Source organism: Streptomyces sp. NPDC127119 (genome assembly GCF_042677425.1).
GTDB lineage: Bacteria > Actinomycetota > Actinomycetes > Streptomycetales > Streptomycetaceae > Streptomyces.
In genome coordinates, this window is the sequence record NZ_JBHXTO010000012.1 from 76,003 (window position 1) to 98,170 (window position 22,168).

Below are 22,168 nucleotides of genomic sequence, written 5' to 3' on the forward strand. Positions count from 1 at the left end.
AGAAGGACATTCACGAGGTGGGCGGCTCGGCTCCGACCAGCCACATCGAGAAGAACTGGGAGCCGCCGCCGTAGGCGTGCCCGAGGACCCGGCGTGCGCCGTCGACCTGGTGTTCTCCGGCCTGTCCACGTACCTGAAGTGCGGCTTCGGCGAAGCGGATCATCCCGGAGGCTCCGATGGGGTTGGTGGAGAGCACCCCTCCCGACATGTTCACCGGAAGATCGCCGTCCAGTTCCGTGACCCCGGACTCGGTGAGCTTCCAGCCCTCGCCCTCGTCCGCGAAGCCCAGATTCTCCAGCCACATGGGCTCGTACCAGGAGAACGGGACGTACATCTCGACCGCGTCGATGTCCCGGCGGGGGTCCGCGATGCCCGCCTGCCGGTACACGTCGGCCGCGCAGTCCTTGCCGGCCTGCGGGGAGACGAAGTCCTTGCCCGCGAAGAGCGTCGGTTCGCTGCGCATCGCGCCGCCGTGCATCCAGGCGGCCGGCCGCGGCGAACGGGCCGCGCCCGCCCGGTCGGTGAGGACCATCGCGCAGGCGCCGTCGGAGGACGGGCAGGTCTCCGAGTAGCGGATCGGGTCCCAGAGCATCGGCGAGGCCTGGACCTTCTCCAGCGTGATGTCGTGCTCGTGCAGATGCGCGTACGGGTTCTTGAGCGCGTTGCGGCGGTCCTTGTAGGCGACCAGGGAGCCGACCGCGTCGGGGGCGCCGGTGCGCCGCATGTAGGCGCGCACGTGCGGGGCGAAGAAGCCGCCCGCGCCGGCGAGCAGGGGCTGCTGGAAGGGGATCGGCAGGGACAGGCCCCACATGGCGTTCGACTCGGACTGCTTCTCGTAGGCGAGGGTCAGTACGGTGCCGTGGACGCGGCCCGCTATCAGGTTCGTGGCGACGAGCGCGGTCGAGCCGCCGACGGAGCCCGCGGTGTGGACGCGCAGCATCGGTTTGCCGACCGCGCCGAGGGCGTCGGCGAGGTACAGCTCGGGCATCATGACGCCCTCGAAGAAGTCGGGCGCCTTGCCGATGACGACGGCGTCGATGTCGGCCCAGGTCAACTCGGCGTCGGCGAGCGCACGTTGAGCGGCCTCGCGGACGAGTCCGGCGATCGACACGTCCCGCCGGGCCGCCACGTGCTTGGTCTGGCCGATCCCGACGACGGCCACCGGCTCCTTGCCCGTCGCGGGGCTCGTCACCGGGCTCGCCGCCCGGCTCGTTGCGGGGCTCATCGCGGGTCTCCTTCCAGTACGGCGACCAGGTTCTGTTGCAGACAGGGCCCCGAAGTGGCGTGCGCCAGTGCCCGGTCGGAGTCGCCGCGCCCGATCCGGGCGGCGGCCTCGCCGATCCGGATGAGCCCCGCGGCCATGACGGGATTGGCGGCGAGCGCTCCCCCGGACGGATTGACGTCGACGCCTTCGCCCAGGCGCAGGGCTTTGCGCAGCACCACTTCCTGGGAGCTGAAGGGCGCGTGCAACTCGGCCGTGTCGACGGGCCGTTCGAAGGCGCCCGCCCGTTCCGCCGCCAGCCGCGCGGAGGGCGAGTCGGTCAGATCCCGTACCCCCAGGCCGTGCGCCTCGATGCGGTGGTCGATGCCCCGTATCCAGGCGGGCCGCTCGCACAGTTCACGGGCCCGCTCCCCCGCGGCGAGGATCACGGCGGCGGCCCCGTCGCCGATGGGCGGACAGTCTCCGGTGCGCAGGGGGCGTACGGCGTACTCGCCCTGCGGCACCGAACCGCGCAGCTGCGCATGGGAGTTGTCGGTGGCCGAGGCCCGGCTGCGGGTGGCGACGGCGGCGAGCGCCGGTTCGTCCGTGTCGCCCGCGTCGATGAGCGCCTGCGCCTGGAGGGCGGCCAGCGCGACGGAGTCGGGCCACAGGGGTGCCACGTAGTACGGGTCGAGCTGCCGGGTCAGCACATCGCGCACGGAGCCGGGGGACGACTTGCCGTACGCGTACACCAGCGCGGTGTCCGCGTCGCCGGTGAGGAGCTTCGTCCAGGCCTCGTACAGCGCCCACGCGCCGTCCATCTCCACGTGCGACTCGGAGATCGGCGGCCAGGCTCCCACGCCGTCCAGGGCCATGGTGAAGGAGAAGGCCCGGCCCGCGAGATAGTCCGTGGAGCCGGAGCAGGTGAAGCCGATGTCGCTGGTCCTCAACCCGGTCTGCGCCAGCACCTGGTGCAGGACCGGCATGAGCATCTCCACCTCGGAGAGCTCGTCGCTGGTGCGCCGGTGGTCGGTCTGCGCGAAGGCGACGACGGCGATGTCCCGGAGCGGGCCGGGTACGGACCTCGGTGCGGGCATCTACAACAGCTCCTTGTACGTCTCGTAGTCCGCGTCGGGTTCGCCGGTGGGCCGGTAGTGGTCGGGGTGGCCGCCCCCGTCCGACCACACGGGTTCGACCCGCAGTCCCATGCGCACCTGGTCGTAGGGGATGCCGCCGATCCGGCCGTGCAGGGCGAGGTCGGCGCCGTCGAGAGCGATGTGCGCGTAGACGTACGGCACTTCGATGTCGAGGTTCTTCGCCTTGATGTTGACGATGCAGTAGGTCGTCACTGTGCCGCGTGGACCCACTTCGACCCGTTCCAATGTGGCCACACCACATGTGGGGCACGCACCCCTGGGCGGGACGTACACCTTGCGGCACGACGGGCAGCGCTCTCCGACGACCCGCCGCTCGGCGAGCGCGTGGATGTAGGCGGTCTGGGCGCGGCCCGGCGAGTACGTGTAGTCGAGCCGGGCGGGCGCGACGATGCCGGTCACCAGGTCCTCGAACCGCCCGTCGCTGCCGGTGAGTGCGGCGGTGCCGTCGTTGTGGGGCTCGAAGCAGGCGATGTCCGTGATGGCGCCGGAGCGTTCGCCGGCCCAGCGGACCCGCACGCGCATACCGGTGTGCACGGAGTCGGGGCCGCCGGGGGCGTCGAGAGCGTGCAGCAGCCCGGTGTCGGCGCCGTCGAGCCGCACCAGCACCCAGGCGAACGGCCGGTCGAGCGGCTGGCCCCGGCGGGGTTCGGGGTTCCAGGCCCAGGTGGTGACGGTCCCGGTGGCCGCGACCTCGACGAGTTCGCTCAACTCTTCGGAGCTGACGGGGTCGTACTCGACGGGCGGCACCAGCGTGCGCCCGTCGACGGTCCTCACCCCCAGGACGACCCGCTCGCGCAGCCCGGTCAGAAACGCACTCTGAACGGGCCCGAGGGACCGCGTAAAAGGAAACTCGACGACAAGGGGAGCTTTGAGAACTTCGGGCACGGAATCTCCTCACAGTTTGGGGCCGGGCTCCGGCGCGGGCTGCGCCTGCGAACGGACTGCGCCCCGAAAGGGGCGCGGGGAACTGCGCGGCCAGCCACGACGGCGCCGCAGCGACGAACCGGCCTCCCGCGAAGCGGGCATGACGGCGAGGCGCGGCGGGGCTCACTGCCGCCGGTACACCGCGGGCCGCCGCTCGGCGAAGGCCCGAGCCCCTTCCTTCGCATCAGCGGTGTCGAACACCGGCCACCCCCGCTTCAGCTCGGCGGCCAGCCCCTCCGACTCGCTCATCTCCGCGGTCTCGTACACGGACGCCTTCACCGCCTCGACGGCCAGCGGCCCGCACGCGTTGACCTGCTCGGCGATGGCCAGGGCCTTCTCCAGCGCGGTCCCGTCGGGCACGACATGCCCGATCAGCCCGATGCCGGCGGCCTCCCGCGCCGAGTACGGCCGCCCGGTCAGCAGCATCTCCAGTGCGTGCGTCCGCGGAATCTGCCGCTGGAGCCGCACCGTCGAGCCCCCGATCGGGAACAGACCGCGCCGCACCTCGAAGAGCCCGAACGTGGCGGACTCCCCCGCGACCCGGATGTCGGTCCCCTGGAGGATCTCGGTGCCGCCGGCCACACAGTGGCCCTCGACCGCGGCGATCACGGGTTTGCGTGGCCGGTGATGCCGCAGCATCGCCTTCCAGTGCAGATCGGGGTCGGCCGTGAGGCGCTCCCGGTGCTGCTGCCCCTCCATCCCCTTGCCCGCGAGGGCCTTGAGGTCCATGCCCGCGCAGAACGCGCCGCCCGCGCCGGTCAGGACGATCGAGCGGATGGCGTCGTCCTCGTCGGCCTCGACCCAGCCGTCGTACAGGCCGACCAGCATCGGCAGCGAGAGCGCGTTCTTGGCCTCGGGCCTGTTGAGCGTGAGCACCAGTGTGGCGCCTTCGCGCTGCACGGTGAGGTGTTCCGTCCCACCCATAGCCGTCCTCCCGTCTCAGGAACGAGAACAGGTTGCAGGAGGCGCCGAAGCAGTTCAAGGGTTTTCTGACAGACAGTCAGATTTCTTCTGCGCGGACCCTTCACAGTTGTGGCGGGCTTTGCTCTGATGACCGGCGAAGCGATGACGCACGTCCCTTCATCGACGCGCGGCCGACACGTCCCCTGCCCGTCTCGGCGCACGTCGGTGTCCGTCGATGCTTGCCGGGGTCTGGAGGAGCGGTGGAGTACAACCTTGCCGACCTGTTCGAGTCGGTGGTCGACGTGGTCCCCGACCGTGAGGCACTGATCCACATCGACCATCCCGGTACGGGAGCCGAGCGCCGCCTCACCTACGCGGAGCTGGACGCGGCGGCCAACCGCGTCGCCCACCATCTGATCGACAGCGGTATCCGCCCCGGTGAGCACCTCGGGCTGCACCTCTACAACGGCATCGAGTACCTGCAGACCGTCCTCGGGTGCCTGAAGGCACGGATCGTGCCGGTCAACGTCAACTACCGTTATGTCGAGGAGGAGTTGATCTACCTCTACAAGGACGCCGACCTGGTGGCGCTCGTCTTCGACGCGGAGTTCACCGGGCGGGTGGCGGCGGCCCTGCCGCGCACCCCGGCGCTGCGCCTCCTCATGCGGGTGGGGGTTCCGGCCCTGGACGCGCCCCCGTTGCCGGTGCTGGACTTCGCGGCGGCCGAGGCCACCGGATCCCCCGGGCGGGGCTTCCCGGCGCGGTCGGCCGACGACCAGTTCATCATCTACACCGGCGGCACGACCGGGATGCCGAAGGGCGTGATGTGGCGTCAGGAGGACCTGTTCTTCTCGGGGTTGGGTGGCGGTGCTCCGACCGGCGATCCGGTGAAGAAGCCGGAGGAGCTGGCCGAGCGGGTGGCGGCCGGCGGCGACGGGATCACCTTCTTCCCCACGGCTCCGCTGATGCACGGCACCTCGACCCTCACCGCCTTCATCGGTTTCCACTTCGGTCAACGCATCGTGATCCACAGTAAGTTCGTGCCCGACAAGGTGCTGCGGACCATCGAGAGGGAGAAGGTGACCAGCGTGTCGCTGGTCGGCGACGCGATGCTGCGGCCACTGATCGACGCGTTGAACGGGTCCATGAAGGGCACCGACTGCTCCTCCCTGTTCAGCGTCTCCTCGTCCGGCGCGATCATGTCGGAGACGGTGCGGGCCCAGTTCCAGGCCCTCGTGCCGAACGTGATGCTGCTCAACAACTTCGGCTCCTCGGAGTCCGGATTCAACGGCACGGCGACCGCCGACTCGGGCCCCGGACGCGGTTTCCGCATCCAGGTCAACTCCCGTACGCAGGTGGTGGACCCGGCGACGTACGAGCCGGTCGCCGTCGGTGAGCCGGGGCGCATCGCGCAGCGCGGACACGTGCCTCTCGGCTACTACAACGACCCGAGGAAAACCGCCGAGACCTTCTTCGAGAAGGACGGCGAGCGATGGGTGCTGCTCGGCGACATGGCGACGGTCGACGAGGAGGGCATCGTCACCGTGCTGGGCCGCGGCTCGCAGTGCATCAACACCGGCGGGGAGAAGGTGTATCCGGAAGAGGTCGAGCAGGCGCTCAAGTCGCACCCCGACGTGTACGACGCGCTGGTGGCCGGGGTGCCCGACGCGACCTGGGGCAACCATGTGGCGGCCGTGGTGCAACTGCGCGAGGGCGGCGGGCGGCTCTCCCTGGACGAGATCCAGACCCACTGCCGTACCCATCTGGCGGGCTACAAGATCCCGCGCCAGCTGGTGATCACCGACTCCATCCAGCGGTCACCGAGCGGCAAGGCGGACTACCGCTGGGCACGGTCGGTGGCGGCCGAGGCGTCGGAGGCTGCACGCTGAAAAGGCGGTTCATGTGTTGGAGGAGCCGGTGGTCGGTTCATGTATTGAAGGGCCGGTAGTGGACGAGGGCGCGGCCGTCGCTCCCGTCCCGCACCGTCAACTCCACCGCCACGGCGCCTCCTTCGGCGTACGGGTCCAGGGTCAGGCCCCCGCAGCGGTCGGCATCCTCCTGGGCGCAGTCCGTACGCAGCTCCAGGTCGGGGTAGGTGTCGGCCAGCCAGGTGTCGAGGTCGGCCCGGGCGATACGGAACCGGATGTCGTACAGCGTGTCGATGCCGTGCTGTACGACGCAGGCCGCGTCCTTCGCCCCGGACGGCAGCCGCTGCTGGTCCGCGAACCGCAACGCCTCCCGGCACGGCACCTTCACCCCCGCGACCCGCGGGTCACCGCCCTGCGTGTCCCCGGTCCGCACCCCGCCGGCCCGCGCGTCCTCGCCCTCGCCGGGCCCGCCCGAAGCCGTCGCCCAGACCGCCCAGCCGAGACAGGCCAGCGCCAGTGCGGCGACCAGCCCGCCCACCCCGGCTGCCCTTCCCCCAGTACGTGACACCCGCACCCCTCCGTCTCCGGCTCCGGCTCCGGCTCCGGGGCACCGATCGCCCGCTCGTCCGCCCGCCTGCTCGTCCACTCGGCAGGGAAGAGGGGTGATCGGCGGACCCGGTTCCCGCCGCACGCCTTGACGGCCGCCCGTACGACTGGATTACTTGATCCCCGAGGACACGACCGAATGATCGGTCGCCCGAAATGACCCAGGGGTGAGGGAGAAGGCCTGTGGCGGATGTGACGGACCTGCTGGACGCGGGCGAACGGCTCGACGCCGACGGCCTGCGCGCGCTCCAGCTGGAGCGGCTGCGGACCACCCTGCGGCACGCGTACGAGAACGTGCCGTTCTACCGCGACTCCTTCGACAAGGCGGGGCTGCGGCCCGAGGACTGCCACTCGCTCGCCGATCTGGCCCGGTTCCCCTTCACCACGAAGGCGGACCTGCGCGACAACTACCCGTACGGGATGTTCGCCGTGCCCCGGGACCGTATTCGCCGCATCCATGCCTCCAGCGGCACCACAGGGCTCCCCACGGTCGTCGGATACACCGAGAACGACCTCTCCATGTGGTCCGACATGGTGGCCCGCTCGATCCGCGCGGCGGGCGGCCGGCCCGGTGACATCGCACATGTGGCCTACGGCTATGGCCTGTTCACCGGTGGGCTCGGCGCACACTACGGCGCCGAACGGCTCGGCTGTACGGTCATTCCCGCGTCCGGCGGCATGACCACGCGCCAGGTCCAGCTGATCCAGGACCTGAAGCCCGGGATCATCATGGTGACGCCCTCCTACATGCTGACGATTCTCGACGAGTTCGAGCGTCAGGGTGTGGATCCGCGCCACACCTCGCTCCGCGTGGGCATCTTCGGTGCCGAGCCCTGGACCGAGGAGATGCGCCGGGAGATCGAGGAGCGGTTCGCCATCGACGCGGTCGACATATACGGGCTGTCGGAGGTGATCGGCCCCGGGGTGGCCCAGGAGTGCGTGGAGACGAAGGACGGACTGCACATCTGGGAGGACCATTTCTACCCGGAGGTCGTCGATCCGCTCACGGGCGAGGTGCTGCCGGACGGCGAGGAGGGCGAGCTGGTGTTCACCTCCCTCACCAAGGAGGCCATGCCCGTGATCCGCTACCGGACCCGGGACCTGACCACGCTGCTGCCCGGCACGGCCAGGGTCTTCCGCCGGATGCGCAAGATCACCGGCCGCAGCGACGACCTGGTCATCGTGCGCGGGGTGAACCTCTTCCCCACCCAGGTCGAGGAGATCGTCCTGCGCACCCCGGGCGTCGCCCCGCACTTCCAGCTGCGGCTGACCCGCGAGGGCCGCCTCGACTCGCTCACCGTCCGGGCCGAGGCGCGCGCGGGCGCCACCCCGGAGATCCGCGACGCGGCCGCGCGCTCCATCGCGGCGGCCGTGAAGGACGGCATCGGCGTCTCGGCGCGGGTCGAGATCGTCGAACCGGAGTCGCTGGAGCGGTCGGTGGGCAAGATCCGGCGCATCGTGGACCTGCGCCCGCGATAGCCGACGGCAGCGGCGACGGCGACCCGGCACGGCCTGCGCTGCCCGTCCGGCCCATGTGGTCCCGAACCATCTGGGTCCGGGCCACATGTGTCCGGGCTAGGGGTGGGGCGTCGAGCCGTACGCCATCAGGAAGCGGTCGCGGAAGGAGTCCATCCGCCAGACCGGGGCCGTGTCGTCGGGCTTGAGGCCCTCGGTCCAGTTCCAGTCGTCGATCTTGTCGAGGACGGACTTGTCGTGGGCGACGATCGAGACCGGCACGTCCCGGTTGGCGTGGTCGCCGCTCACCCTGGCGAGGGGCTGGTGGTCGCCCAGGAAGACCAGCACGGTGTTCTTGTTGCCGTACTTCACCACGTAGTCGATGAGGCTGGTCACGGAGTACTGGATGGACTTGCCGTACTCCTCCTTGACCTTGGTCGAGTCGTAGAAGACGTCCGCGGGCTTCTTGCCGTCCTTCTGGATGTCCTTGTAGACCGAGCCGTCGCCGACCTCGTCCCAGGGGATCGTCTTGGGGATCGGCGCCCAGGGCTGGTGGCTGGAGGTCAGGATGATCTCCGACATCAGCGGCTTGTCGCGCTTCTTGCCGTGCTCAAGGCGCTGGTAGGCGCTCAGGGCGTACTGGTCGGGCATGGTCGACCAGCTGAACTTGGGTCCCTTGTAGCCGAGTTCCCGTGAGTCGTAGACGTTGTCGAGGCCGTAGAACGAGCCCTCGGGCCAGTTCTTCTGGACGCCCGGCATGATGCCCACGGTCCGCCAGTCGCCGGTGCGCTGGAAAGCGCCGGTGAGCGTCAGGTGATCGCCCGCGGTGACGGTGCGGTAGCGGGCCTGGTTGCTGATCCACAGCCCGGACAGGAACGTGGAGTGGCCGAGCCAGCTGCTGCCGCCGTACGTCGCCGAGGTGAGCCAGCCGCTCTTGGCCGCGTACCCGGCCTCGGCCAGTTCGGCCGTCTTGTCGTCGAGCGTGGCGTCGACCCCGGGCGCCATGACCGGGTCCTCGATGGCGCTGCGGCCGTAACTCTCGATGAAGGCGAAGATGACGTCCTTGCCGCGCAGATCGGGGACGAGCTGGGCCGGTGGCGTCTTCGCGAACTTGTCCCTCTTGGCGATCTTGGCGAATTCCGCCTCGTCCTTGAGGGTCGCCTGTACGCGGTCCACCCGGTTCTGGACGGCGCCCGCGGTGCTGCGGGCCGCGAACTGCACCCCCGCGAACTGCACGCCGAGCGCCGAGCAGGCCACCCAGACCGTGCCGGCGACCAGCGTGGCACGGGTCGCCCGCCCGCTCTGGCGGGCCAGCAGGTTGCCGAGCCGGACGACGGAGAGGGCCATCAGCGCGAATATGGCGATGACGAGCACGACGACCGCGATCACGACGGCGACCGCGCCGGTCTTGCCCATCGAGTCCTCAAGGTACGTCCGGGCGTCGTTGAACAGGGTCCAGTCGAGTACGACGTTGAAGCCGCGTCCGAGGAATTCGTTGAAGCCGAGGTCGAGGAGGTTCAGGACGGTCATCGCGCCCAGGCTCAGACCGGCGAGGACGGCCGTGATCAGCCTCAGCGTCTTCGGCAGGACCATGAGGACGGCCGCGCCGAAGATCGCCTCCACCGGCAGCCGGAGGAACACGGCGGGCCGGAAGCGGTCGGGATCGTTCGGCATGAGCAGCGCGAAGAGCACGAGCAGGGCGGCGAGGGAGGTGATCGTCCAGGTCACGGTCCGGGCGGCGCCCGGGTGCTTCGCACGCCAGCCGCGGGGGGCGGGGGGTGCCTCGGCCGCCTCCTCGGCACTGGCCGAGGCGTCCTCGTCCGTACCGGTCGCAGCGTCCTCGTCGGCGTCGGGGACGGCGGACGTGCCCTTGCCCTCGACACCCTCGGCACCCTCGGCGGTGGACGCTTTCCCATCGGCGGACGCATCCGCGTCGGCGGATATGTCCGCGCCGACCGGTGCGGCTTCGTCGGCGGGTGCGGCCTCGTCGGCGGGTGCGGCCTCGTCGGCGGCCGGGTCCGTCTGCTCCGCGGGGGCGTCCGCCTTCTCGGCGGCCGGGGCCGCCTTCTCCGTGGGCGTGCTGTCCGCCGGAGGCACTGCCTCGGGCATCTCGGGTTCCTTCGGGGTTGTCCGGTCCAGGTCCGGCAATGAGTGAGAGTTCGTGGTGCTAGACAACCCGAAGGTCCTTCCGTGCGAAACCCGGTGGTGGCTGGGCGGACCAGGCTCGGGTGGTCGGACCGCCGTAACGTAACTGGTACGGCCCACCAGCGTGTTCAGTTCAGTGGGTCGGGGGTTCGCCCGGCAAAGATTCAGTCACCGGTGGGTCAAGGTCACGAGGGGTCGCCGCCGGGGAGCCCTCCCCGAACCGGTCCCGCAGTTCCCGCTTGAGGATCTTCCCGCTCGCGTTGCGCGGCAGCTCGTCCACGAACACCACCCGCTTCGGCGCCTTGAAGTGGGCGAGCTTCTCGCGGGCGTGGGCGAGCAGTTCGTCCTCCGTGACCTCGCCACGGCGTACGACGACCGCGGTGACGGCCTCGATCCACCGCTCGTCGGGCAGGCCGACCACCGCGGCCTCGGCCACCTCGGGATGGGTGTAGAGCGCGTCCTCGACCTGCCGTGAAGCGACCAGTACGCCCCCGGAGTTGATGACGTCCTTCACCCGGTCGACGACGGTGAAGTATCCCTCTGCGTCCCGCACCACGAGATCACCGGAGTGGAACCAGCCGTCCCGGAAGGCCTCGGCGCTCTCCTCCGGCTTGTCCCAGTAGCCCTCGCAGAGCTGCGGCGACCGGTAGACGACCTCGCCGGAGGTGCCGTCGGGCACGTCCTTGCCGTCCTCGTCGACCACCCGCGCGTCCACGAAGAGCACCGGACGTCCGCAGGAGTCCAGCCGCTTCTTGCGGTGCTCGTGCGGCCCGAGAACCATGGCCAGCGGACCGATCTCGCTCTGGCCGAAGCAGTTGTAGAAGGCCAGCTTCGGCAGCCTGGACCGCAGCCGTTCCAGCACGGGCACCGGCATGATCGACGCCCCGTAGTACGCCTTGCGCAGTCCGCTCAGGTCACGGGTGGCGAAGTCGGGGCGGTTCGACAGGCCGATCCACACGGTGGGCGGCGCGAAGAGGCTGTCCGCCCGGCCGGCCTCGACGAGGTCGAACAGCCGGTCCCCGTCGGGGGCGTCGAGGATGGTGTTGGTGGCGCCGACCGCGAGGTAGGGCAGCAGGAACACGTGCATCTGCGCCGAGTGGTAGAGCGGCAGCGAGTGCACGGGCAGATCCCCCGCGCTCAGGTCGAGGGCGGTGATCGCGCTCAGGTACTCGTGCACCAGCGCGCGGTGGGTCAGCATCGCGCCCTTGGGCAGGGCCGTCGTGCCCGAGGTGTAGAGCAGCTGCACCAGGTCCTCGGTGCGCGGCTCGGGACCGTCGTAGGGGGGTGTCGACTCCAGCCGGGCGAGCAGCGAGTCCTCGGCGTCGCGCAGCGGCAGCACGCGTACGCCGTCGGGGAGCCGGTCCGCGAGGTCCGGGTCGGCCAGCACCAGGGTGCTGCCCGACTGGCCGACGATGTACGCGAGATCGTCGCCGGTGAGGTTCTGGTTCACCGGCACATGGACGAGTCCGGCGCGGGCGCAGGCCAGGAAGCCGATGAGGTACGCGTCGGAGTTGTGCCCGTAAGCGCCGACGCGGTCTCCCGGGGCGAGTCCCGAGGAGCGCAGGACCTCGGCCGCGCGGGAGACGGCCTCGTCGAGTTCGGCGTAGGTCCAGGTGCGTTCGCGGTAGGTGACCGCGGCGCGAACCGGGGTGCGCCGGGCGCTGCGTCGCAGCACCCCGTCAACCGTGCTGCCGTGTCCAGGCGTCATGGGACTTGATCCTGGTTCCGTCCAGGTCGCAGGTCAAGCCGGGCGGCACGGGCTCCGGAACGCGCGACGCGGACGGTCTCTTGTGGCATGGGACCACACAAGACCGGCGCACATGTGGGCCGGAGCCACATGGCACCGAACCACATGTGCGCCGAGGCCTCACACCGGTCGCGTACGACCCTCCCAGTACGGCTCCCGAAGCCGTCGTTTGTACAGCTTCCCGTTCGGGTCGCGGGGCATCGTCTCGATGAAGTCGACGCTCCCGGGCCGCTTGTAGCCGGCGAGTTGCTGTGCGCAGTGTTCGAGAATCCGCGCGGCCAGCACCTCGCCCGGCTCGAAGCCGGGAGCGGGTTCGACGACCGCCTTCACCGCCTCGCCCCAGTCGTCGTGCGGGATCCCGAAGGCGGCCGCGTCGGCGACGGCGGGGTGGGTGAGGAGCGCGGCCTCGATCTCGGCGGGATAGATGTTGACCCCGCCCGAGATGATCATGTCGATCTTGCGGTCGCGGAGGAAGAGATAGCCGTCCTCGTCGATGTACCCCAGGTCGCCGACGGTGAAGAAGTCCCCGATGCGGTTCTTCCTCGTCTTGGTCTCGTCCTTGTGGTACGAGAATCCGCCGGTGCTCATCTTCATGTAGACGGTCCCGAGTTCGCCGGGCGGCAGCCTGTTGCCGTCGTCGTCGAAGACGGCGAGTTCGCTGATGGGCCACGCCTTGCCGACCGTGCCGGGTTTCTTCAGCCAGTCCTCGGCGGTGGCGAAGGCCCCACCGCCCTCACTGGCCGCGTAGTACTCCTCGACGCTGTGGCCCCACCACTCGATCATGGCCCGTTTCACATGGTCCGGGCAGGGGGCGGCGCCATGGATGGCGTGCCGCATGGACGACACGTCGTACGCCTCTCTGGTGTGTTGAGGCAACGCGAGCAGGCGGTGGAACTGGGTCGGCACCATATGGGTGTGGGTGCACTGATGGGTGTCGATGAGCCGGAGCATCTCCTCGGGCGTCCACTTGTCCATCAGCACCAGCCGGTGCCCGATGTGCAGGGACGCGCCCGCGAACTGGAGGACCGCCGTGTGGTAGAGCGGCGAGCACACCAGATGCACGTTGCCGTCGAACGGTTTGATGCCGAAGATGCCGAGGAAGCCGCCGAGATACGTCTCCTCGGGGAGCTTGCCGGGCAGCGGGCGGCGGATGCCGCGCGGGCGTCCCGTGGTGCCGGAGGTGTAGTTCATGACCCAGCCGAGCGTCCGGTCCGCGGGCACGGTCCCGGGCTGCCCGTCGAGGAGGTCGCCGTACGGCCGGAACCCCTCGATCGAACCGGCCGTACCGGCTGTACCGACCGCACCCACCGCGTACCGCCGGTCCGCCGGGAGCTTCGCCTCGTCGGCCGCGTGGCGTGCGGCGTCGCCGAACCGCTCGTGCGCGATGAGCGCCTTGGCCCCGGAGTCGGCGACGATCCAGGCGATCTCGGGGCCGACCAGATGGTGGTTGACGGGCACGAGGTAGAAACCGGCCTGGGAGGCGGCGAGGTAGACGGTGAGGAACTCGACACCGTTGGGGAGCACGACGGCGAAGGAGTCGCCGCGTTCGAGCCCGGCGGCGCGCAGTCCGTGGACCAGGCGGTTGGCCTCGGCGTGCAGCCGTCCGGCGGTCCACTCCTCGCCGTCGGTCGCGACGAGCACGACGCGTTCGGGGTCGGCGGTGGCCTGGGACCAGAAACCGTTGGGGGGCTGGCTCACTCGTGGCTCCTTCCGGCGATGCGGTCGAGTCGGTCCACGGCCTCCTCGAAACCGCGGGTGAGGTCGTCGACGACCTCCTGGACACCGCGTTCACTGTTCATCCGGCCGACGATCTGTCCCACGGGTGTGCCGAGCAGCGGTTCCACCTCGTGCTTCTGGATCCGTGAGACCGCCTCGGCGACCAGGAGTCCCTGCAATGGCATGGGGAGCGTGCCGGGTCCGTTCGGGTCGTCCCAGGCGTCGGTCCATTCGGTACGCAGCTGCCGTGCGGGTTTCCCGGTCAGGGCGCGCGAGCGGACCGTGTCGCCTGACCCGGCGGCGAGGAGTTTGCGTGTCAGGGCACGCGAGTGCATATCGGCCTCTGTGGTGGTCAGCCATATGGAGCCGAGCCACACACCCTGGGCGCCGAGTGTGAGCGCGGCGGCCATCTGCTGTCCGCTGCCAATGCCCCCTGCGGCGAGCACGGGCAGGGGCGCGACGGCTTCGACGACCTCGGGCGTGAGCACCATGGAGGCGATCTCACCGGTGTGGCCGCCGCCCTCGTAGCCCTGGGCGACGACGATGTCGATGCCCGCCTCGGCGTGCTTGCGCGCGTGCCGGGCGCTGCCCGCGAGGGCGGCCACCAGCACGCCCTTCTCATGGGCGCGCTCGATGACGTCGGCGGGCGGCGAGCCGAGCGCGTTGGCCAGCAGCTTGATCGGGTAGTCGAAGGCGACGTCCAGCTGGGTGCGGGCGACCTGTTCCATCCAGCCGGTGATGCGCCAGCCGGAGGCCTCGCCCTCGTCGAGTTCGGGGACCGCGTACTTGGCCAGGGTGTCCCTGACATACTGCCGGTGCCCCTCCGGGATCATCGCCTCGACGTCTGCCTCGGTGACGCCCTCGACCTTCTTGGCGGGCATGACGACATCGAGCCCGTACGGCATTCCGTCGACATGTGCCTCGATCCAGTCGAGGTCCCGTTTGAGCTCGTCGGGGTCGGTGTAGCGGACCGCGCCGAGCACGCCGAGTCCACCGGCCCGGCTGATGGCAGCGGCGACGGCGGGGAACGGCGTGAAGCCGAAGAGGGCGTGCTCGACTCCCAGTTTCTTGCTCAGCTCCGTCTGCATGGGCGCAGGATGCCGCAGTCCTGTGGACGAGGGAAGAGCTTTTCTGATGGCCCGTCAGTTTTTTGGACCGCCGGCGAGTCGGGCGCCACCGTTGACACGGCCCTCCTCTGACACAAAAGTTTCACCGGACACGGCGAGGGCGGAAAAATACTTTCAGGCGGCGTGACGGCGTGACGGGAGGCTCTTCAATGGCATCGATGTCATCGACGGGGGACAGAGCGGGCGGCGGGCCGACCCGTCGTCAAGTGGGGCGCGGTCTGACGGCGTTGGGAGGCGCACTGATTCTCGCGCCCCTGCCCGCGGCCTCGGCGGCGCCCGGCACGGCCGGGGGCGACGGAGCCGGCCACAGGCACCCGACCCTGCGCCACGGCTCCGCCGAACGCGCCGGTCTGCTCCCCGCCCCGCTGCGTCAACTCGTCACCGACGCGGAGTCGTTCCTCGCCCCCTCCCCCACGTACCCCTGGTACGCGGGTGCCGTACTGCTCGCGGGCCGCGGCGGCACCGTCGCCCTGCACGAGCCGATCGGCAAGGCGGTGCGTTATTCGGCGTACGACGAGAAGACCGACACCGCTGTGGAGTTCCCCGCCGAGCAGCAGATCGCGATGGCCGAGGACACGGTCTTCGACCTGGCCTCGGTGTCCAAACTGTTCACGTCGATCCTCGCCGTGCAGCAGATCGAGCGCGGCACGCTGGAGCTGGAGGCCGAGGTCGCCTCGTACCTCCCCGACTTCGGCGGCGCGGGCAAGCAGGACATCACGATCCGCCAACTGCTCACCCACACCTCGGGGTTCCGTGCCTGGATCCCGCTCTACAGCGCGCCGACGTACGAGGAGAAGCTTCAGCTCGTCTGGAAGGAGGCGCCTCTCAACCCGCCGGGCACCAAGTACCTGTACTCGGACCTCAATCTGATCTCGCTGCAACTGGTCCTGGAGAAGGTCACCGGCCGCGCCCTGGACGCCCTGCTCCGCACCGAGATCACCGCTCCGCTGGGCATGAAGCGCACCCGCTACAACCCGCCACCCTCCTGGAAGCCGCGGATCGCCGCCACCGAGGACGCGCGCAAGCCGTGGTCGGGGCTCGACCGAGGGCTCGTGTGGGGCGAGGTGCACGACGAGAACGCGTACAGCCTGGGTGGTGTCGCGGGGCACGCCGGTGTCTTCTCCACCGCGTGGGACCTGGCGGTCCTCGGCCGGACGCTGCTCAACGGCGGCGTGTACGGCGGGGCGCGCATCCTGGAGCCGGAGTCCGTGGACCTGATGTTCACCGACTTCAACACGGCCTTCCCCGGCGACGAGCACGGTCTGGGCTTCGAGCTCTACCAGCACTGGTACATGGGCGCGATGGCCACTCCCCGCACCGCTGGTCACACAGGCTTCACGGGCACCTCGCTCGTCCTCGACCCGACGACCGACTCGTTCCTCGTCCTCCTCGGCAACTCCGTCCACCCCGTGCGCAGTTGGCGTTCCGGATCGGCTCCCCGGGTCGCCGCCGCCAACCACCTGGCCCGCGCTGTTCCGGTCCGGCCCGCGCGGGGGCGTACGGCCTGGTTCTCCGGCATGGCGACCGCGGCCTCCGCGACGCTGACGCTGCCCGCGCTGGACGTGGGCGCCGGCGGGCGGCTGCGGTGCGCGCTGTGGTGGGACACCGAGCCGCAGGCCGACGTGCTCTTCCTGGAGTCGTCGGCGGACGGCGGGGAGACGTGGGAGGCGGTGCCGTTCACGACCGTCCGCGACGGGGAGGCTCCCGCCGGGCATCCGGCCGGGTCGGTGACCGGCTGGTCGGGCCGGGTGTGGCACCGGGTCGGCGCGGACCTTCCCGCTGCCGCGCGGCTCGTCCTGCGGTGGCGGTATGCGACGGATCGGCTGTACGTGGGACGGGGCGCGTACGTGGACGCGCTGCGGGTCGGTGACGCCGGGCGTGTCCTGTTCGACGACGGCCGCCCGGCGGACTCCGCGCGCGTCGAGGCCGTGGGGTGGGTGGCGTCCTCGGACTGAGGGCCCGGCCCCCACGACCCGCAACCGCAACCGCACCCGCCGCCGGCCCTGCCGTAGCGGATGCGACTGCGGGCCGTGGGGGTTGCCCGCGCCGTTGCACGCGCCCCTCAAGCGCCCGCCCGCCGCCGGCCCTGCCGTAGCGGATGCGACTGCGGGCCGTGGGGGTTGCCCGCGCCGTTCCTCGCGCCCCTCAAGCGCCCGCCCGCCGCCGGCCCTGCCCTAGCGGATGCGACTGCGGGCCGTGGGGGTTGCCCGCGCCGTTCCCCGCGCCCCTGAAGCGCCCCTACGGGGCTTCCAGGAGGGCCATGGCGGCGTTGTGGCCCGGTACCCCGCTCACGCCTCCGCCCCTCACCGCGCCCGCGCCGCAGAGGAGGATGTTGGGGTGGGCCGTCTCGACGCCCCAGCGGCCGGTCTCCGCCTGGGTGTGGGGGAAGGCGAGGTCGCGGTGGAAGATGTTGCCGCCGGGGAGCCGCAGGTCGCGTTCCAGGTCGAGGGGGGTCTTCGCCTCGATGCACAGGCGGCCGTCCCCGTCGGTCGCCAGGCAGTCGACGATGGGTTCGACGAGGTGTGCGTCCAGTTGCGCGAGGGTCGACTTCAGCAGCTCGCGGCGTACGCCGTCGTTGTCCTGGGCGAAGAGGCGGGCCGGTGTGTGCAGCCCGAAGAGGGTGAGCGTGTGGTAGCCCTGCTGTTGCAGGTCGGGGCCCAGGATCGTGGGGTCGGTCAGCGAGTGGCAGTAGATCTCGGAGGGCGGTGCCTCGGGCAGCACACCGGACGAGGCCTGCGCGTGCGCGGTCGCCAGTTGCTCGTACCCCTCGGCGATGTGGAAGGTCCCGGCGAAGGCCTCGCGCGGGTCGACGGAGGTGTCGCGCAGCCGGGGCAGCCGCTTCAGCAGCATGTTGACCTTGAGCTGGGCGCCCTCGGCGGGGGTGGGCGCTTCGTCGCCGGTCAGCCGCGCGAGTTCCTGCGGGGAGGCGTTGACGAGCACGTGCCGGGCGGCGACGGTTCCCTCGCCGTCGGCGGTCCGGTAGGTGACCTCGGCGGCGCGTCCGTCGGTCTCCACCCGCAGGACCTCGTGGCCGGTGGCGAGGACCGCGCCGGCGTTGCGCGCGGCGGTGGCCAGCGCGTGGGTGAGGGCGCCCATGCCGCCGACCGGGACGTCCCAGGCTCCGGTGCCGCCGCCGATCACGTGGTAGAGGAAGCAGCGGTTCTGCCGCAGGGTCGGGTCGTGGGCGTCGGCGAAGGTGCCGATGAGGGCGTCGGTGAGGACGACTCCGCGGACGAGGTCGTCGGCGAAGGTGTCCTCGACGGCGATCCCGAGCGGCTCCTCGAAGAGGATGCGCCAGGCGTCCTCGTCGTCGATGCGGCGGCGCAGTTCGTCGCGGGTGGGGAGTGGTTCGGTGAGGGTGGGGAAGACCTTCTTGGCGAGGCGGCCGGTCATGCCGTAGAAGCGCTGCCAGGCCTGGTACTCGCTGCCCGAGCCGGTGAGCTTGGTGAAGGCCTCCCGGGTGCGCCGCTCGCCGCCCCCGACGAGCAGTCCGGCGGGCCGGCCGCCGCGCTCGGTGGGGGTGTACGAGGACACGTTGCGGCCACGGACCCGGAAGTCGAGGCCCAGGTCCCGGACGATCTTCCGGGGCAGCAGACTGACCAGATAGGAGTAGCGCGACAGCCGGGCGTCGATCCCGGCGAACGGCCGCGTGGACACGGCGGCGCCGCCGGTGTTGGCCAGCCGCTCCAGAACGAGCACGGACTTGCCGGCGCGGGCCAGGTAGGCGGCGGCCACCAGCCCGTTGTGTCCTCCGCCGACAATGACGACGTCGTGTTCCCGGTATCCCTCGTGAGCACCCATCCCCCTAGGTAACACGCAAAGATCCACACCGACCACCCCCACACGCACCCGGCGGGCACCCATATGAACCTATTGGCAGCACAGGGAACAGCACGCCCACCCCCACCCCCTGAGGGGCGCGAGGAACGGCGCGACCAGCCACGGCCGGCCCCCACCCACCCAGGGGCGCGGGGAACGGCGCGACCAGCCCCCACCGGCCTGCACCCAAGAACGACCGGGGGCCGAGGGGCGCAGCCCCCGTTCACCGAAAGGCAGCGCGGTACGTCAGTACGCCCCGGAAACCCCCTGCCGCAGAGCAGCGACCTGCCGATACAGCGACGCCGCCTCCCCCGCCCGCCCCAACTGTTCCAGACAGTGCGCCTCGTCGTTCCGGCTGGCCAGCGCATCGGGATGGTCGGCCCCGAGCACCCGCTCACGCGCCCCGGCCACCTGCCGGTACTCCGCGAGCGCGTCCCCCCACCGGCCGAGCCAGCCGAGCCCGACGGCGACCTCGCGACGGCTCACCAGGGTGTCCGGGTGGTCGGGCCCGAGGATCCGCTCCCGGATGGCGCACACGTCACGGGACTCGGCGAGCGCCTCCTCCCACCGGCCGAGGCGCCCGAGGTTGACGCCGAGTCCGTGCCGGGCGCGCAGGGTCTCGGGATGGGCGGGTCCGTGCACCCGGGTCCGGTCGTCGATCAGCCCCCGGTACAGCTCCAGTGCCTGCGTGCTGTGTCCGAGCCTGCCGAGGCTGATGCCGACCTCGTAGCGGGCGGCGAGCGTGTCCGGATGGTCGGGCCCGAGGGCCTGTGCCCGTGCCCCGGCGACCTCCTGGTAGGTGCCCAGCGCCTCGGTCCACCGCCCCAACTGGCCGAGTGCGTAAGCGACTTCGTACCGGGTGACGAGCGTGTCGGGATGGTTCGCGCCGAGCACCCGGGCGCGGGCCTCGGCGACCTCGCTCGCCATCCGGTACGAGTCGTCGAGGCGCCCGAGCCTGCTGAGGTTGAAGGCGAGGTTGTGGCGGCAGCGCAGGGTGTCCGGATGGTCGGGTCCCATCGCGCGCTCCCGGGTGCCGAGCACGCCCGTATAGACCTGGTGGGCCTCGAAGTGACGGCCCAACTGGCCCAGTACGTAGGCCATTTCCTGGCGGGCGGCCAGGGTGTCGGGGTGCTCGGGGCCGAGGACGTGTTCCCTGGTGCGGGCCACGTGTGTGTATTCGCGCAGTGCGTCGGCGGGGCGGCCCGTGCGGCTGAGGGTGAAGCCGACCTCGTAGCGGCTGGCGAGGGTGTCGGGGTGGTCGGGCCCCAGGGCGTGCTCGCGTTCGGCGGCGACGGCGCGGTGCACCTCGCCGGCCTCCGCCCATCGGTTCAGCCGCCCGAGGCTCAGGCCCGCGTTGTGGCGGCCGGTGAGTGCGGTGAGCAACTCCGGTGCCGGGGTGGGCCGTTCGTCGGGCACCGGGTCCGGGGCGCCGCGGGTGTCGGTGCGGGCTATCCAGTCGCCGGTGAGGCCCGCGGCGGCGTCCGGCGGTGTGGCGCGCAGTCCCGTGCCGGTCCCGGTCGCCTTGTGGCCGGTGGTCATGCCGCGGGTCCAGGACGGCAGGCGCGCCTCGCGGGAGACGGGCCGCTCGGCCACCTCGGAGCCACCCGCCCCTTCGGGACGTGCCGCCACCTCGGGCCACTCCCGTACCTCGGGCCACTTCACCGCCTCGGGCCGCAGGGGCGCCGACACCATGGTCGGCACGTACGCCGGTGTGGTGCGGCCCGCGCCGATGCGGCGGCCCAGTTCGCGGGCGTCGTACGGTCGCCGGCCGGGCTCCTTGGCCAGCAGGTCGAGGATGATCCGGTCGAGGAACTCGGGGAGTTCGGCCCGGTGGCTGCGCGGCGGCCGGGGCGCCGTGTCGCGGTGTCCGACGAGGACCGCCCACGCGTCGTCGAGGTCGAACGGCGGGGCGCCGGTGGCGATCTCGTACAGGACGCAGCCGAAGGAGTAGAGGTCGCTGCGCTGGTCGACCTCCGTGCCGCCGATCTGCTCGGGCGACATGTAGTGCGGGGTGCCCATGGCGATACCGGTGCCGGTGAGGCGTGAGGTGAAGCCGATGTCGTGGCCGAGGCGGGCGATGCCGAAGTCGCAGATCTTCACCGTGCCGTCGTCGAGCCGCATGATGTTGGCGGGCTTCAGATCGCGGTGCACGATGCCCTGCTGGTGGGTGTAGGCGAGGGCGGCGGCGACCTGTTCGGCGATGTCCACGATGTCGCCGACCGGCAGCGGATGCTGTCTGTTGTCCTCCAGGAGCTGGCTCAGATTGCGGCCGTCGAGCAGTTCCATCACCAGGTACAGGACGCCGTCGGACTCGCCGAAGTCGTGGACGACGGTCACGCCGCGGTGCTGGAGGGCCGCGGCCACCCGCGCCTCGCGCCGGAAGCGCTCCCGCAGCACACGCGTGAACGCGTTCTCGTGTTGATGGCCCAGCGGTTTGAGGCACTTCACGGCGACCTGTCTGCCCAGCGACTCGTCCCGCGCCCGCCACACCTCTCCCATGCCGCCTCGACCGATCAGGTCGAGCAATCGGTACCGGCCCTGGATGAGCCTGGTCTCCCCCATCTGCCCCGATCGCCCCCGTCGTCCGGACCCGCCCTCCCCTGGCCCGCCCAGTATGACGAGCTATGGTCCGACTTTGTACGGTGCGGGGCGCGAGCCGGGGCCGAGCCGTGACATGGCGCGGATAATGTGTTTGGGCGGCAGTTGCCAGCGCAGACGTGCGGGAACGCAGCGCAGCACGGTGCCTGTGAGGCATAGCCGCCGGGTCACCGTCCGGGGCGACCGTACGGATCTTCCGTACAACTCATGGGCGTGGGGCGGCAGTGAGGCGTACGCGGTCTGCGCCACCCAGCGCCACAGCAGGGCCCGCGCCGGGATCAGCAGCGGGTGGACGGGCGGTCCGCGCAGGAAGTCGTCGACGTCCCGTGCCTCCGGACCGGCGGCCAGTTCGGGGCGGACCTTGTCGAAATACGCGGCCAGTTCGCCCTGGTCGGACGGTACGTCGGCGGGGTCGAGGCCCACCAGGCGTGCGCTGACGCGGTGTTCGTCGATGTACCGGTCGGCCTGCGCGTCCGTGAGCCGGAGGCCGGAGCGGCGCAGGACGTGCAGATAGGAGTCGATCTCGGCGCAGTGGACCCACAGCAGCAGCGCGGGATCGTCGATGCCGTAGCGCTCCCCCGTGCCGGGGTCGGTCGCCGTGAGCATCGAGTGGATCCTCCGTACGCGCGCACCGGCCTTCTCGGCCGCCTCCTTCGTCCCGTACGTGGTGGTGCCGACGAAGCGGGCCGTCCGCATCAGCCGGCCCCAGGCGTCCTTGCGGAAGTCGGAGTTCTGCATGATGCCGCGCACCGCACGCGGGTGCAGTGCCTGGAGGTAGAGCGCGCGGACCCCGGCGACCCACATCATGGGGTCGCTGTGCAGTTGCCAGGTCACGGAGTCAGGACCGAACAGCCCCGGATCGCCTGTGTGCCCCACACCTGTGTGCTCGACATCCATGTATG

15 protein-coding genes are annotated in these 22,168 nt (G+C 71.0%); 3 read left to right on the forward strand and 12 right to left on the reverse strand.

Annotated features, from left to right (window positions below):
* Window positions 1-10: 10 nt before the first annotated feature.
* From ACFVH5_RS08830 to ACFVH5_RS08845, 4 genes are all read right to left on the reverse strand, one after another.
* A complete protein-coding gene (locus ACFVH5_RS08830; RefSeq protein WP_385832845.1) occupies window positions 11-1,225 on the reverse strand; it encodes a thiolase domain-containing protein in 1,215 nt (404 codons plus the stop codon).
* The gene (locus tag ACFVH5_RS08835; RefSeq protein ID WP_385832846.1) at window positions 1,222-2,298 is read right to left on the reverse strand and encodes a thiolase domain-containing protein; all 1,077 of its coding nucleotides are present in this window, start codon (window positions 2,296-2,298) and stop codon (window positions 1,222-1,224) included. Before ACFVH5_RS08835 ends, ACFVH5_RS08830 begins: the two co-directional genes overlap by 4 nt.
* Window positions 2,299-3,243 carry a Zn-ribbon domain-containing OB-fold protein gene (locus tag ACFVH5_RS08840; RefSeq protein WP_385832848.1) on the reverse strand — a complete coding sequence of 315 codons (945 nt, stop codon included), beginning with the start codon at window positions 3,241-3,243 and terminating at the stop codon, window positions 2,299-2,301.
* Window positions 3,244-3,405: 162 nt separating this feature from the next.
* On the reverse strand, window positions 3,406-4,206 hold the full coding sequence (locus ACFVH5_RS08845; RefSeq protein ID WP_385832849.1) for a crotonase/enoyl-CoA hydratase family protein: 801 nt from the start codon (window positions 4,204-4,206) through the stop codon (window positions 3,406-3,408).
* A 239-nt stretch (window positions 4,207-4,445) separates the two neighbouring features.
* On the opposite strand from ACFVH5_RS08845, the gene ACFVH5_RS08850 reads away from it, so the two are divergent.
* Complete coding sequence (locus tag ACFVH5_RS08850; protein ID WP_385832850.1) at window positions 4,446-6,074, forward strand: acyl-CoA synthetase; 1,629 nt, start codon at window positions 4,446-4,448, stop codon at window positions 6,072-6,074.
* A 37-nt stretch (window positions 6,075-6,111) separates the two neighbouring features.
* On the opposite strand, the gene ACFVH5_RS08855 is transcribed toward ACFVH5_RS08850, so the two are convergent.
* Complete coding sequence (locus ACFVH5_RS08855) at window positions 6,112-6,621, reverse strand: hypothetical protein (RefSeq protein ID WP_385832851.1); 510 nt, start codon at window positions 6,619-6,621, stop codon at window positions 6,112-6,114.
* Window positions 6,622-6,842: 221 nt separating this feature from the next.
* Between ACFVH5_RS08855 and paaK the strand changes: the two genes are divergently transcribed.
* The gene (paaK, locus tag ACFVH5_RS08860; protein ID WP_385832852.1) at window positions 6,843-8,138 is read left to right on the forward strand and encodes a phenylacetate--CoA ligase PaaK; all 1,296 of its coding nucleotides are present in this window, start codon (window positions 6,843-6,845) and stop codon (window positions 8,136-8,138) included.
* A 96-nt stretch (window positions 8,139-8,234) separates the two neighbouring features.
* On the opposite strand, the gene ACFVH5_RS08865 is transcribed toward paaK, so the two are convergent.
* The 4 genes from ACFVH5_RS08865 to ACFVH5_RS08880 form a co-directional block, all read right to left on the reverse strand.
* A complete protein-coding gene (locus ACFVH5_RS08865; RefSeq protein ID WP_385832853.1) occupies window positions 8,235-10,223 on the reverse strand; it encodes a sulfatase in 1,989 nt (662 codons plus the stop codon).
* A gap of 169 nt (window positions 10,224-10,392) precedes the next feature.
* Complete coding sequence (locus ACFVH5_RS08870) at window positions 10,393-11,967, reverse strand: acyl-CoA synthetase (protein WP_385832854.1); 1,575 nt, start codon at window positions 11,965-11,967, stop codon at window positions 10,393-10,395.
* A gap of 159 nt (window positions 11,968-12,126) precedes the next feature.
* Window positions 12,127-13,704, reverse strand: coding sequence for an acyl-CoA synthetase (locus ACFVH5_RS08875; RefSeq protein ID WP_385832855.1), 1,578 nt, complete (start codon window positions 13,702-13,704; stop codon window positions 12,127-12,129).
* Window positions 13,701-14,810 carry an NAD(P)H-dependent flavin oxidoreductase gene (locus ACFVH5_RS08880; RefSeq protein ID WP_384809049.1) on the reverse strand — a complete coding sequence of 370 codons (1,110 nt, stop codon included), beginning with the start codon at window positions 14,808-14,810 and terminating at the stop codon, window positions 13,701-13,703. Before ACFVH5_RS08880 ends, ACFVH5_RS08875 begins: the two co-directional genes overlap by 4 nt.
* Before the next feature lie 197 nt (window positions 14,811-15,007).
* On the opposite strand from ACFVH5_RS08880, the gene ACFVH5_RS08885 reads away from it, so the two are divergent.
* Window positions 15,008-16,804, forward strand: coding sequence for a serine hydrolase (locus ACFVH5_RS08885; protein WP_385832856.1), 1,797 nt, complete (start codon window positions 15,008-15,010; stop codon window positions 16,802-16,804).
* A 283-nt stretch (window positions 16,805-17,087) separates the two neighbouring features.
* Here ACFVH5_RS08885 and ACFVH5_RS08890 read toward each other — a convergent pair whose 3' ends face one another.
* The 3 genes from ACFVH5_RS08890 to ACFVH5_RS08900 form a co-directional block, all read right to left on the reverse strand.
* Complete coding sequence (locus ACFVH5_RS08890; RefSeq protein ID WP_385832857.1) at window positions 17,088-18,650, reverse strand: phytoene desaturase family protein; 1,563 nt, start codon at window positions 18,648-18,650, stop codon at window positions 17,088-17,090.
* Window positions 18,651-18,914: 264 nt separating this feature from the next.
* Window positions 18,915-21,230: a tetratricopeptide repeat protein gene (locus tag ACFVH5_RS08895; protein ID WP_385832858.1), complete on the reverse strand. Its 2,316-nt coding sequence runs from the start codon at window positions 21,228-21,230 to the stop codon at window positions 18,915-18,917.
* A gap of 60 nt (window positions 21,231-21,290) precedes the next feature.
* Complete coding sequence (locus ACFVH5_RS08900) at window positions 21,291-22,163, reverse strand: oxygenase MpaB family protein (RefSeq protein WP_385832860.1); 873 nt, start codon at window positions 22,161-22,163, stop codon at window positions 21,291-21,293.
* Window positions 22,164-22,168: the final 5 nt, after the last annotated feature.